Source organism: Salinicola sp. MIT1003 (genome assembly GCF_001858555.1).
GTDB classification, from domain to species: domain Bacteria; phylum Pseudomonadota; class Gammaproteobacteria; order Pseudomonadales; family Halomonadaceae; genus Salinicola; species Salinicola salarius.
In genome coordinates this window covers 70,497-83,610 of record NZ_MCAP01000022.1, presented here as the reverse complement: position 1 = coordinate 83,610, position 13,114 = coordinate 70,497, and the positions used below count along the sequence as shown (strand labels likewise).

Genomic DNA, 13,114 nt, shown 5'->3' with positions numbered 1-13,114 from the left:
CTATACCGCGAGAATGTCGGCCAGATAGGTCTCATCCAGCGCGGCTTTCTTCTGCTTCCGCCGGATTCCGCCCTTGAAACTTGTCTCCCCTTTCAGGTAATTCAGAGCGATATGGCGGACCCTGGCGAGGTTTTCAGCGGCCTGACCACGGTGGATTTTGCAGGCATCTTCGCGAAGCGCCACGTCCAGTGACCAGTGCAGCTTGTTCTCGACGAACCAATGCTGGCGGGCCGCTTCTGCCAGTTTTTTAGCACTGAGATCCGCCGAGCTGATGTAATAGCGGATCATCGGCACTACGGGGGCTTCGTCGCCTTCCTGGCGAAACGACATCACCACGCCGACAGTTTTCAACCCGGGCCACTCATAGCTAAGCTCCTGAAATTCCGGCGTAAAGTCACTGACTACATGATAGCGTGTCTCCTGCCGGCCGCGGCTCTTTTCATCCGTTACATAGGAATCACCCTCGAAGCTCGCGACTTTTGCCATGGGGAATGCTGCCTCGAAAGCATCGGCTAATGCCGGCTGGTTTTCCTTGACTGAAAGCAGGTAGTCCGCCCCCTGCTGTACTACCTGTGCCGCGATCTTTTTCTGGCAACCCATGGCATCGATCGTCACCAGGCACCCCTGCAGGTTCAGTAGCTTGAGCAGCTCCGGAATCGCTGTTATCTCGTTGGATTTCTGCGCTGTTTTTACCTGGCCAAGTACCACGCCATTGGCCGCACTAAAGGCGCTCACCATATGTATGGCACCTTTGCCCTTGCCCCGGCAGTACGAACCGCGCAGCGTCTTGCCATCAATAGCGACAACAGCTCCATCGGTGACGTCATGGCATGACTTCATCCACTCGGCAAACGCTGTCTGCAGCTGCTCAGCATTCACCAGGGCCATCACGCGCGCTAATGTGTCGTGGCTGGGTACGCCAGCTTCAAAATCGCCGTACTGGCGGAGAAAACCCAGCTTGGCGTGGCCAAAGTCCTCGATCTCGTCCCAGCCCTCGGCACCACAAATCACCGCACAGACGGTCAGGAACAGGATATCCGACAGCTGATGCTGCACTTTCCAGGCCTGGCGGAAGTCGGGAACGATCGATAAATGATGCATAAGAGACGGTGTCAACATCGGGTCATCCAGATCAAAAACCGATAGATGACCACATTAACTCCTACTGGTAAATCGCTACGAAGCCCGTCGTAGAGCGGTTTTTCATGCGTTTTCCCTGTATTGACCCAGCGGAATGTTACGATGAATCAACGCCTGGGTAAGCGTGGTCTTACCCGACCCATTGGGACCGGCAATCAACCTCAGCCTTGACACAAATAACTTCTCAAATCGAACGATTTCTTGTTCATCTGGCGTATCACCGTTACTTCATGGTCGGGTGATTCACGTACCAGATAGCCGTTTCGCTCATACACAACCGCTACACCTTTCTCAAGGTGCTGCTTGATGGCTGTCCGCGAGGCGTCCTGAGCAAAACGCATCAAGGTACGATTATCATCCAGGGGGTCCTGCCTCCGGTGCTTGCGTACTTTCAAAATGCGATCTTTCATGGCCACGCTCCCTTCCCGACGGTGTTCTTGTATTCTACAACACTTGGGTACCCTTTCGTTCGCCCTCAATGCACCTGAGCTCTAGGCTGCAGGTGATCTGACATAAGGGCCCAAGCTGGAAGCAACTCATGCCTGACACAACCCCCCTCAAATCACGCCCCGCTCGCGCAGCAGCTCGATCACGCTGTCGGCCAAGGCATCCGGTTCCGCCTCGCCGGCGGGCAGGCGCAGTTCGGGGTTTTCCGGCGGCTCGTAGGGGCTGCCGATGCCGGTGAAGTTGGGCAGCTTGCCGGCGCGGGCCTTCTTGTAGAGTCCCTTGGGATCGCGGGATTCGCAGGTAGCCAGTGGGGCATCGACGAAGATCTCGAAGAACTCGCCCTCGTCCAGCAGTTCTCTCGCCATCTGGCGTTCGCTGCGAAACGGCGAGATGAAGCTGACCAACGTGATCAGGCCCGCCTCGACCATCAGCTTACTGACCTCCCCCACGCGGCGGATATTCTCGACACGGTCCTCGTCGGTGAAACCCAGGTCGCGGTTGAGGCCGTGGCGCACGTTGTCGCCGTCCAGCGTCATGGTGCGCTTGCCCAGCGCCTGCAAGCGCTGTTCGACCCGGTCGGCCACGGTGGACTTACCCGCACCAGAGAGCCCGGTGAACCACAGCACGCAAGGCGTCTGGCTGTTCGCGCTGGCACGAACCGCCTTATCCACCTTCATTGCCTGGCGATGAACATTGGACGCACGACGCAGCCCGAACGCCACCATGCCGCAGGCCACCGTGGCATTGGTCATGCGATCGATCAGGATGAAGCTGCCCATCTCCGGATTGTCGGCATAGGCGTCGAACGGCACCGCGCGGTCCAGGGAAAGATTGCAGAACGCCACGTCGTTAAGGTCGAGGTGCTTCGCCGCCATGTGCTCCAGCGTGTTGACGTTGACCACATGCTTGAGCTCGGTAACCTGAGCACCGCAGCGCACCGTGCCAATCTCGAGCAGATAGGAGCGCCCCGGAAAGAGCGGTTGCTCGCTCATCCACACCACATGGGCCGCAAACTGATCCGCCACCTCGGGGCGATCTTGCGGTGCGACGAGCACATCCCCACGCGAGACATCCAGCTCATCTTCCAGCACGACCGTCACCGCCTGACCGGCAACGGCTTCTTCCAGCGTATCGGACGGACCGGTTTCATAAGTGACGATACGCGCCACGCGAGACGTCTTGGCCGAAGGCAGCACCACCACCTCGTCGCCCGGGCGCAGCGTGCCGCTGACGATCGGGCCGGAAAATCCTCTGAAATCCAAATGCGGACGGTTCACCCACTGCACCGGCAGGCGGAAAGGCCGGGCAGACTCGTCATGGCTAACATCCACCGTCTCCAGGTGAGCGAGCAGCGTTGGCCCGTTGTACCAAGGCATCATCTCCGAAGGCCGGGTGACGTTATCGCCGGTCAAGGCGCTGAGCGGGATGCATGTGACTTGCTCGATCCCCAGGCGCTCGGCGCACGCCCGATATTCCTCACGGATAGCCGTGAAAGCCGACTCATCCCAATCCACCAGGTCCATCTTGTTGATTGCCAGTACCACATGGCGAATGCCCATCAGCGAAGCGATGAAGCTATGGCGGCGAGTCTGTGTCTGTACGCCGTGGCGCGCATCAACCAGCAACACAGCCAGATCGGCGGTCGAAGCGCCCGTCGCCATGTTGCGAGTGTACTGCTCGTGCCCCGGCGTATCGGCAACTATAAACTTGCGTTTGTCGGTGGTAAAAAAGCGGTACGCGACATCGATGGTAATGCCTTGCTCACGTTCCGCCGCCAGGCCATCCACCAGCAGCGCCATATCCAGCTCGCCTTCGCCGGTCGTGCCATAACGCCCCGAGTCCGCAGTCAGGCTGGCCAGTTGATCCTCGAAAATCAGCTGGCTATCGAAGAGCAGCCGGCCAATCAGCGTGGACTTGCCATCATCCACGCTGCCGCAGGTAATAAAACGCAGCAGGTCCTTGCGCTCATGCGCTTTCAAGCAACCTTCAATATCCCCGGCGATCATGTCGGATGCCTTTGCCATGATGAACCCCTTGCCCTTGTTCGCTGGTCGTGTGAAGCAACAGCCATAACCGTTCACTTCACAGCCGATATCATTCGTCGGTGAGTTCGTCGCTCCATCCGCGCAGGTTGGCAACAGCGCCTCACCTTCCCTTCAGTCCGTGGCGCCTGTCTGACGCTAGAAGTAGCCTTCCTGCTTCTTGGCTTCCATGCTGGCGCCGCCGTCCTGATCGATCACACGGCCCTGGCGCTCGCTGGTACGGGCGAGCAGCATTTCCTGAATGATCGCCGGCAGCGTATCGGCGTGGCTTTCGACAGCGCCGGTGAGGGGGTAACAGCCCAGCGTACGGAAGCGCACCGACTTCATCTGCGGGGTTTCATCGGGCGCGAGCGGCATGCGCTCGTCATCGACCATGATCCACGCGCCATCGCGCCACACCACCGGCCGGGGCTTGGCGAGGTAGAGCGGCACGACCGGAATATTCTCCTGATAGATGTATTGCCAGATATCCAGCTCGGTCCAGTTGGAGAGCGGAAACACCCGAATGCTCTCGCCCTTGTGAATGCGGCCGTTATAGTGCTGCCACAGCTCCGGGCGTTGATCCTTGGGGTCCCAGCGGTGGGTCGGCGTGCGAAACGAGAACACCCGCTCCTTGGCGCGGCTCTTTTCCTCATCGCGCCGGGCACCGCCGAAAGCCGCATCGAAGCCGAATTCATTCAACGCCTGCTTGAGCGACTGGGTCTTCATCACATCGGTGTGTACTGCCGAGCCGTGGGTAAACGGCCCCACGCCCTGCTCGACGCCCTCCTGGTTGATATGCACCTTGAGCTCCAGCCCCAACTCCCGCGCCCGACGGTCGCGGAACTCGATCATCTCGCGGAACTTCCAGGTGGTATCCACGTGCAGCAAGGGGAACGGCGGCTTGGAGGGCGCAAACGCCTTCATCGCCAAGTGCAACATCACACTGCTGTCCTTGCCGATGGAATACAGCATGACGGGGTTGCGGAACTGCGCCGCCACCTCGCGCATGATGCGGATGCTTTCAGCCTCCAGTCGTTGGAGGTGGGTGGATGAGTGATATCATGTTTTAGATATCCTTTCTGGCTAATCGCTGGGCCGGCAATGCATCGGAGGGCACGTTCAAAAAAGGCACGCCCCGCACTCAACGTACGGGGTATCTCGCGCAAAGTACGATGAAATTGCCGGAACAAGCTTCTTTTTGCGGATATTGTTCCGGCAAGCCAGCAGTTAGAGCACTATCCCGCGAAGCGTATCCAGTACATGGTTTACCCGCTTTTCAGCCTTGGCGGTACTGGATGACTCGGCGTAACAACGCAGTTCCGGCGCATTGCCGGAGGGGCGCAGATGGACGATGTCGCCGTCTTCCAGGGTAACGCGCAAGCCGTCTGTGGTATTCACCTGCACGATGTTCCGCTCAAGGTTCAGCACCTGTTGCATGGTGGGCAGATCCTCACGCCACTCGGCCAGCAGTGCCTGGCTGCGCTCGGTAGGGAAGTTCTTGAGACGATCACTAGCGGTATAGCGCGCTGGCAGGCCCGCCACCAGCGACGAGAGCGGCTGACCCCGACGAGCGGCAGCCACGATCAAGGTCAGCGCTGGCAGCAGCGCATCGCGGGTGGGCAGTGCTTCCAGGCGCCGATCGCCATCCTCGATGGCACAGCCCAACAGGAACCCCCCGTTGGCCTCGAAGCCTGCCACGTGGGCATATTTCTCAGTCAGCTCTTGCATGCCTGCCAATACATAAGGCGAACCGATGCGGGTGCGCATGACAGAATCGAACGCCCCGCAGGCCTCGATGGCCGTATTGCAGCTAACCGGTACGGCCAGGGCCTGGACGCCCAGTTCGCGGGCACATAGCAGCCCGACGATATCTCCACGCAGCCACTCACCGCGTTCATCGGCCAGCAGCGGGCGGTCGCCGTCGCCATCCGTGGTGAGCAGCGCATCCAGCCGGTGCTCGGTCGCCCAGGTGCGGGCCAAGGCGCGATCCTCGTCGCTGACCGCCTCGGTATCCACCGGCACGAAGTCTTCGCTACGACCCAGCGGCACCGCCTCGGCGCCCAGCGCCTCGAGTACCTGCACGTTGAGGTCGCGCCCCGCCGCCGAGTGCTGGTAAACACCTACGCGCTTGCCAGCCAGCGGCCGACCCGTGAACCATTCGGCATAGCGCGCCAGATAGCGCCGAACCGCCGCATCGCTCACCGGCTCGCGCTCGATGGCGCCCAGCGCGGGCAACTCGGCCGCCACGCGCATGATCGCCTGCTCGTCGGCCTTGGTGATCTCCCCTTCCGGTCGATAAAACTTGATGCCGTTGCGATCGAAGGGGATATGGCTGCCGGTGATCATGATGGCCGGCACACCATCGGCCATGGCCTGCAGCGCCAGCGCCGGCGTAGGCAAAACGCCATAGTCGACTACCTCTACCCCCATGGCCTTGGCAGCCGCCGTACATGCCGCAGCCATGTTCGGGCTGCTGGGGCGGCGATCCATGCCGATCGCCACCCTGGCTACGCTGCTTTGCTCACGCATGACTGTGAGAAACGCGCCGGTAAATGCCGCACAGACCTCATCGGTGAACTGCTCCACGAGGCCGCGGGCACCGCTGGTGCCGAACGTTATATTGGACTGCTGAAAAACTGAATAAATATACATAACAGCCTTGGCCTACATACTTTGTAAAATAGTATGATAAATTCTTTTCAAGAAATCTTTAATTGGAAAAGACCTAACTAGATGCCTTACGCCAATAGGATGCATTGCTATTTCCATACCATTTTTACTTATGCTCATGTCAGGATATAAAATCTCAATCCTCGCGTGGGCCTATGTGAACAATAACTCTCCAATATTAATTTACAGGCGCTCCTTTGCCGCCAAGTTAACAACCCTAGTAACCCTTGCGCTTGACAAAGTCACTTTCTGCTCCTTAAGAACACTTGACCCGCCCCCGAAGTTTTATCCAGCGATCATTTGAGTTCGGTCAGTTTTCAGGCGGCAGACCATGGTTTGGTCGGACACTAGTTGATGGTGGGGAAAAATCCCCGTAGCAGGTCAGCACCCAAACCAGGTAGCGTCACTGCGTTCGCAATGACACGCGCAGTACGATGGCACCATCCAAAGGGCAATGCCACCGCACTCGATGCCCTAGAGGATTAAAAACCGTCTGGCCGTTCAGAGTGGGTAAGCGAAGTGGCGATATACTCCTGCTGTGCCACGGGGTAGCCATCATTTCGAGCGATAGCTAACGCAAAATGCGCTGGCTTTGGTGGGAAAAAGCCAACCTCATCCACTAAGCGTGCCCCCACCGAAGGCGAGAACAACTGCTGCAAGAAGAGGGTTAACTTACCCTCTACACGTAGTTGATGCGCGATATTGTGGCTTCCTGTGGCGGCAAGCACTTGAATATCTTGACGCCTAACCACATGCCAAGCGTGCAAAGTATCTTCCAGCTCATCAATAGCAAAAGCGAGCGTGTAGTTAGCATCCGAATGCAGAGATTGCCAGAGCGGGGGCTGGCGTAACGTCGGTATTTGCCTTAACAATTCAGTGTTACGAAAATCGAACGCAGGGATAGGCAGAAGCCGTGTACGGGTAGAAAGGGCGACCACGTTAAAGGTTTTCAACGAAGCAGTGACAGCGTACGGAAGAGCGCGGGAAAGCTCTAAGGCACCGTAACCACCCATGCTCAAACCCATGACCGCCATATGCTCAATCGAATGCTCAAGGCAATAAGTACCCAATGCCTCAAGCAATGCATACCAGCCCTGAGGCTGTTGATACCAAGCGCGGGATATATCGCGTACGAAAAGCTGATGCACCGACTGACCAAAAGCCTCTTGGCAGCTATCACGCATTTCAAAATCGGGGTACTGCCTTGTCATATCCCCAATGCCAGCGCATACCACTATCGCATATGGCTGTTCGCCTGGTTTTATCGAAAGGCCAAAGCTACCAAATTGGTACATTTTAAGTTATTACCTACTTAGCACAAGCTCTTTACACTTTAATATTATTTAATTCACCTGAAAACGAGACATTATCCTCATAACCTGGGCATTCTATAGGGAGTGCACTAACTAAGTTATCAGATATATTATCCAAACCTTTAATCGGATTCCAGCTTGCATCTAAAAACGCTTTGACTTCATTGTAGCTTATTTGCTCTTGATAAGGTGCTCTATAAGCTAGCATTGTAGATTCACCAACCCCAGAATAAAAATCTTTAAACCTATGATCAAGGCTTTCATTGTAATCAAAGATGCTATATCTTCCATGCGCACTCACTTTCCCTGAAAGCAATGAACAAGGCGTGTTGAATATTTCAGCTATGATTAGGCCGTGTAAACTGGCTGATAATATGTAGGAATATCCGGCGATTTCTTTTACTTTGTTTAGTACAGATAATGGTGTTGGGTTTGTTAAAGGGTTGATTATTTCAACATTCCCGCTATTTGAAAAATATCTTTTTAAATCTTTTTTTGTAGTTGATTCTGGCGAATATTTTTCTAGCTCTGAGAGGTGACATATAACTCCTATTTTTCCATTTTTTTTATTGCCGACGAAGCTTTTAAGCAGCTTTCTTAATATAATAGCAGGGTCACCATAAACGCCTTTTACAGGCACTCCAAAATTAGACAAAACTGCTTCGGTTATCTTTCCACGAACAGCATGTACTATATATTCAACATCTAAGTCTTGGGGGTCATAATACTTTTTCCCGGGTTTTTTTATGTTTCTTGTGACATCAAGCCCAGTACCCCAAACATGAACTTTACTGTTGCTAAAGTTGTGTAGTATTGTTCCTACCCCAGCCATTCTTTCGCATTTTGAATTGAAGTCGAGATGTTTGATTTCTTTTTTTGTTAATAAATGAAGTATTATGGGGCTTAGAGCGTCGCCAAAATTTGAATAAGGCGATTCTTTTGTGCTCGCTGCATATACTAAACCCAAGCTCTTATCAGATGTATACATTTTCTTCTCTAGGTGAAATATTAATATTTAAATTAATTAATAATTTTGTTCTTAAGCTGATCGTAATATCGCTCAGCGTGTGCCTCCATACTATAGTGCTTCTCAATAGTTTTTCTTGCACTCTTTATCTTACCTTCTATTTTTTCTGGGTTTTCCACGACAGTCCGCATATGCTGAGCAGCAACTTCTAAATCTGGTTGGCCCCAGCGTGCACCTTTCACCATAACTGGCATTTCATGCTCGGCAACTTCGACTTCAGTTACAGGAATCAAGAACGCGTTGCTTGAATTACAGAAATCCTGTGAGCCTGAGTAGTCTGAAGTAATAACAGGCTTTTCCATTAACATAGCATGGGCAAGTCCATAGCCAAACCCTTCAGCTTTATGCATTGAAATGAAGCAGTCACAAGCCTGTATCAAGCCCCAATATTGAGAATACTCAAGATCTCCATCAAATACCGTAATCCGAGGATCTGACATAATTTCTTCTTCTACCCTGTCCCAATGGTTACCTTTGTTGGACCAATGTTCGTGCTCAATGTTACGAATTTTTAGCAGTAATTTAACTTTTTCATTGTTTGGAAATGCTTTCTTAAAAGCACGCACTACCCCAAGAGGGTTTTTCCTTGGTATAGAGCTGTGGAAATCACCAATTGTAAGAAATATGAATTCTTCTTCACTTAGGTTGAGAGATTCACGAGAAATAGAGGTAATTTTATCAGGTACTTTTAGTCCTTTTCGAACATTGAATACAGGTTTATCAGTATATTTTCTGTAAAGCTCAGCTAAATATTCAGTAGGTACCCAGATTTCATCCATCAAATCAAGGCCCAGCATATGCGTGGCTGGAGGCATAGAAGTTTCCCATAAAAAGAAACCTATACGGTAGGCGTCTTTTTGTAAGGTAGGTGGGAGGCGAGATAGTTCTATAGGAGCTCGGTCAGCGTTGACATGAAATAAAACAACAGGTTGGTTGAGCTTAGTAGCCTTGCTCATCATTACTGTGTCTAATTCAATAGTTTGTTGGTCGACTGAAGCGATCACAGGCTCAATACCTGCTTTCTTTAAGGCTTCAACTGACATCCAAAGATTAGCTCCTAGGCCTGTTTGCGATGTATGACCGACAATGTAAAAATAATCGCCTACCTGTTTCTTTTCAACAATGGCCGTACGAGCGGTTTTTACAGCGGCTTGTGGTGTTAGAAATTCTGAATTGTTTGTCCGTAATATTTTAAATTGTGGATACTTCTCGTAAAAGAAGCTGTTGAGCCATTTTTCTGTTTCTTGGTCGCTATCTGAACTATTCGAAAGCAATCTTTTCAATAGCCTCTCAGCACGACTCAAACCAGTGCCATCGTCATAGCTCCAAAATTTAAACCACTCGTTAGGTATTAAGCTCAAGTGTTGGCCAGATGCTAAAGCAAAGAATAATTTCCGGAAGGCTGAGCTTAAATAATCAAGAGGATCTACTTGTTGGATATTTTTTGTTTTAAACTCCTCAGAAAGCCCATAGTACCAGTACCAATTTAATGGAAGTATTAGATTTTTTGATTGTGGGTGGCGTATGAGAAGAGGGATGAGTAATTGTTCACCACATACTTTAATGAAGGAAGCAAGCCCTCCGTTAGGAGAGGAAAACAACTTGTAAACCAACCAGCGATTTTGATCTTTGTCAAATAGCATTTGTTTGTCATTAAAATGCCTTTTCCAAAATAAAAAAAGTAGCCGTGAAATGTAAATAGGTGAAATACCTTCTGCGAAAGCAGGGCTTTGTAAATATTGTCTTAATTTTTCTGAAAAAGGCAGTGGGCTTGAAGATCCCCATTGTTCTCGAAAGTCGTTTACATACCACTCGAGAAGGCGAGAGCGACAGCTTGATGATGTTATGTCAATTTCGTAATCTAGTTTCTGAGCAGCAACATATAGCATAAAGTCACTGATAGAAGGATGTTTTGATCTGAAGTGCGTGCTTAATGGTGAACCTTCAGTTAAAGTTGCCTCTGGGTCATGATTGTTTAAACAGTTCCAGAACCAATGCCGGTCTCTTTCTAGCTTTTCTACTAAAAGCTCCGTTAATGAAGGGTTGTCCTTTGATAGCGATAAAATTGCCTTGTTTGCAGTTACTTTAACATCAGTTGACATGAGAGCAAAAGTTTTACTAACAGTACGAAACTTTATTCCATTAGGGGCTCCTGAAGTTTTTAAACTCTCAATAGTAGAGCCAGCTTGTATTACAATCTCCATTGGAGAGTAGGGTGAGTCGAAATCAACTGCCCACCCTGATAAGCTGCCATCTTGCTGTATGCTTGCAAAGCCCGTAATGCTCCCTGGCTTATTACCAACTTCAGATAACTTTTTTCCACTAGCTTTAAGTAATCCACCCGTGCTAGCAATATAGTTAATAAGTCCGCGCCAATTTCTGCTTAGCGGGCCTAATTTGAGAGCTAACTTTAAAATGCTCTCTGCAAGCTCGGCCGAGCTTTTACGCTGGCTAATATTTTCGCTAGAAAAAAACAATTCAACGGCTAAATCAAATACTGCTTTGCCGTTATTAATTTGGCAAGCATAGGATGAAAGCCCTTCTGGATCTGGGCTTCGCCCTAAAATATAGTGATAACAATCTTTTATGATTTCTTTTGATAAGGGGTCAGGCATTGTTTTAGAAGAATAATTTATTTCAGCGTCTAGGTTATTGCCTGAATTGGTTGTGTCTTTCTTTAGATCTATAGGGCTGCCAATTAAATTAAGGCTGGTTTCTTTTTCTACAACATTAATTTTTCCTGCGTTAATATTTTTTGGAATTTCTAGTCGGTATGCATAATTCCCATCGCCAATTTTGTTTGCTCTTAAATCTTCTCTATAGATGTCTGCGATGGTTTCTGCCACAACTTGGCCATTTAAAACCGCCCTAACTGTTAAGCGCTTATTGACAAATGATGGAGAATAAGCCCAACCCTCTATTATATTTTCATGGATACTATCAACATGACCATATACTTTATTTAAAATATTATTTCCGTTTTCTTCAGCTTTGACTTGCTGCATTATTTAGCCTCTCTAACCTTTGAGTTTAAAACTCTTTAATTTTTAACGCCCATAGCCATCTTCGAAACGCACGATGTCGTCTTCACCCAGGTAGCTGCCTGATTGCACTTCGATCAAGTGAAGTGGCACTTTGCCGGGGTTTTCCAGGCGGTGGGTTTCGCCCATGGGGATGTAGGTGGATTCATTTTCACGCAGCAGCGTGGCGTTCTCCCCAATGGTGACTCTGGCCGTGCCACTTACCACAATCCAGTGTTCGGCGCGGTGGTAGTGCATCTGTAGCGATAGCTTTTCGCCAGGCTGAACGGTAATACGCTTGACCTGGTAGCGTTCACCCAGGTCGATCCCCTGATAGCAACCCCACGGGCGGTGCACGGTGGTGTGTAGGCTGTGTTCGCCGCGGCCTTGTGATTTTAGCTGCTCAACTAGCTGTTTTACGTCTTGAGCGTTATTGCGGTCTGCGACGAGTACGGCGTCATCGGTGGCGATCACAATCACGTTTTCTAACCCGGCTACGGTGACCAGTTTGTGGTCGGCATGTACGTAGCTGTTGCGGGTGTCGTGAAGTAGTACATCGCCATGGGTGGCGTTGCCATGTTCATCCTTGGGCTGGATATCCCACAGCGCTGACCAGGCACCTAAATCGCTCCAGCCCATTTCCACCGGTACAACGGCGGCGTGGGTGGTTTTTTCCATCACGGCGTAATCGATGGAGTCTGAGGGCGAGGCGGCGAAGGCTTCCATTTCCAGGCGGCAGAAAGTGAGGTCTTTTTCACTGCCTGCCAAGGCGTGTTTGGCCGCTTTGACCATGTTGGGATTAGAGCCTTCTAACTCGTCCAGGTAGGCTTTGGCGGTAAACAGGAAGATGCCACTGTTCCAAAGGTAATGGCCCTCTTCTATATAGGTTTGTGCGGTGGCTAGCTCGGGTTTTTCAATAAACTGGGCCACGCTGTGTACACCTTCATGTCCCTTCCATGGCTCGGCGTATTTGATGTAACCGTATCCGGTTTCCGGGGCGTTGGGGGTGATGCCGAACGTCACAAGCGCGCCATCGCTGGCCGCTTGGGCGGCGCGATTCACGGCGTCAGTGAAGGCGGCTTCATCTTGAATGACGTGATCTGACGGCATGACCAGCATCAAGGCATCTGGGTTTTCTTCCGCCAGGCGCAGTGCTGCTACCGCGACAGCCGGGGCGGTATTACGCCCTACCGGTTCAAGAATAATATCCTTGGCTGTGCAGCCAATGTGGCGCAACTGTTCAGCCACAATGAAGCGATGCTCTTCGTTGCATACCAACAGAGGAGCCGAGAAGACTTCGCCTCTTACCCGTTTAACGGTGGCTTGCAGCATGCTGTCGTCGTCAGCGAGTGACAGAAACTGCTTGGGGTAACCGGCGCGGGACATGGGCCATAAACGGCTACCGGAGCCACCGGAGAGAATTACTGGCGTAATCGATGGCAATGATGAGATGTGTTCCAAGAGTATTCCCTT

Annotated in this window: 8 protein-coding genes and 1 pseudogene; all 9 read right to left on the bottom strand. The window is 51.6% G+C overall.

All coding sequences use genetic code 11. From position 1 onward, the window contains the following. A complete protein-coding gene (locus BC443_RS10220; RefSeq protein WP_071231734.1) occupies positions 1-1,119 on the bottom strand; it encodes an ISAs1 family transposase in 1,119 nt (372 codons plus the stop codon). A 182-nt stretch (positions 1,120-1,301) separates the two neighbouring features. Then, the gene (locus BC443_RS10215) at positions 1,302-1,550 is read right to left on the bottom strand and encodes a hypothetical protein (RefSeq protein WP_071231733.1); all 249 of its coding nucleotides are present in this window, start codon (positions 1,548-1,550) and stop codon (positions 1,302-1,304) included. Positions 1,551-1,697: 147 nt separating this feature from the next. Further along, positions 1,698-3,611: a sulfate adenylyltransferase subunit CysN gene (gene cysN, locus BC443_RS10210; protein ID WP_071231732.1), complete on the bottom strand. Its 1,914-nt coding sequence runs from the start codon at positions 3,609-3,611 to the stop codon at positions 1,698-1,700. Positions 3,612-3,767: 156 nt separating this feature from the next. Then, positions 3,768-4,685 (bottom strand): annotated as a pseudogene (cysD, locus tag BC443_RS10205) (sulfate adenylyltransferase subunit CysD). Positions 4,686-4,838: 153 nt separating this feature from the next. Further along, complete coding sequence (locus BC443_RS10200; protein WP_071231730.1) at positions 4,839-6,263, bottom strand: phosphomannomutase; 1,425 nt, start codon at positions 6,261-6,263, stop codon at positions 4,839-4,841. A gap of 500 nt (positions 6,264-6,763) precedes the next feature. Continuing rightward, positions 6,764-7,576, bottom strand: coding sequence for a hypothetical protein (locus BC443_RS10195; protein WP_071231729.1), 813 nt, complete (start codon positions 7,574-7,576; stop codon positions 6,764-6,766). Positions 7,577-7,607: 31 nt separating this feature from the next. Next, positions 7,608-8,582 (bottom strand): polysaccharide pyruvyl transferase family protein, encoded by a 975-nt coding sequence (locus BC443_RS18220; protein WP_083387324.1) that lies wholly within the window; start codon positions 8,580-8,582, stop codon positions 7,608-7,610. A gap of 32 nt (positions 8,583-8,614) precedes the next feature. Then, on the bottom strand, positions 8,615-11,626 hold the full coding sequence (locus tag BC443_RS18600; protein WP_139284290.1) for a glycosyltransferase: 3,012 nt from the start codon (positions 11,624-11,626) through the stop codon (positions 8,615-8,617). Positions 11,627-11,668: 42 nt separating this feature from the next. Beyond that, positions 11,669-13,084: a mannose-1-phosphate guanylyltransferase/mannose-6-phosphate isomerase gene (locus BC443_RS10190; RefSeq protein WP_083387342.1), complete on the bottom strand. Its 1,416-nt coding sequence runs from the start codon at positions 13,082-13,084 to the stop codon at positions 11,669-11,671. Positions 13,085-13,114 lie beyond the last annotated feature (30 nt).

What these genes read in the sequence shown, in the direction of transcription:
- BC443_RS10220 (WP_071231734.1), bottom strand. Translation starts at nt 1,119, where the DNA reads ATGTTGACACCGTCTCTTATGCATCATTTATCGATCGTTCCCGACTTC.
- BC443_RS10215 (WP_071231733.1), bottom strand. Translation starts at nt 1,550, where the DNA reads ATGAAAGATCGCATTTTGAAAGTACGCAAGCACCGGAGGCAGGACCCC.
- cysN (WP_071231732.1), bottom strand. Translation starts at nt 3,611, where the DNA reads ATGGCAAAGGCATCCGACATGATCGCCGGGGATATTGAAGGTTGCTTG.
- BC443_RS10200 (WP_071231730.1), bottom strand. Translation starts at nt 6,263, where the DNA reads ATGTATATTTATTCAGTTTTTCAGCAGTCCAATATAACGTTCGGCACC.
- BC443_RS10195 (WP_071231729.1), bottom strand. Translation starts at nt 7,576, where the DNA reads ATGTACCAATTTGGTAGCTTTGGCCTTTCGATAAAACCAGGCGAACAG.
- BC443_RS18220 (WP_083387324.1), bottom strand. Translation starts at nt 8,582, where the DNA reads ATGTATACATCTGATAAGAGCTTGGGTTTAGTATATGCAGCGAGCACA.
- BC443_RS18600 (WP_139284290.1), bottom strand. Translation starts at nt 11,626, where the DNA reads ATGCAGCAAGTCAAAGCTGAAGAAAACGGAAATAATATTTTAAATAAA.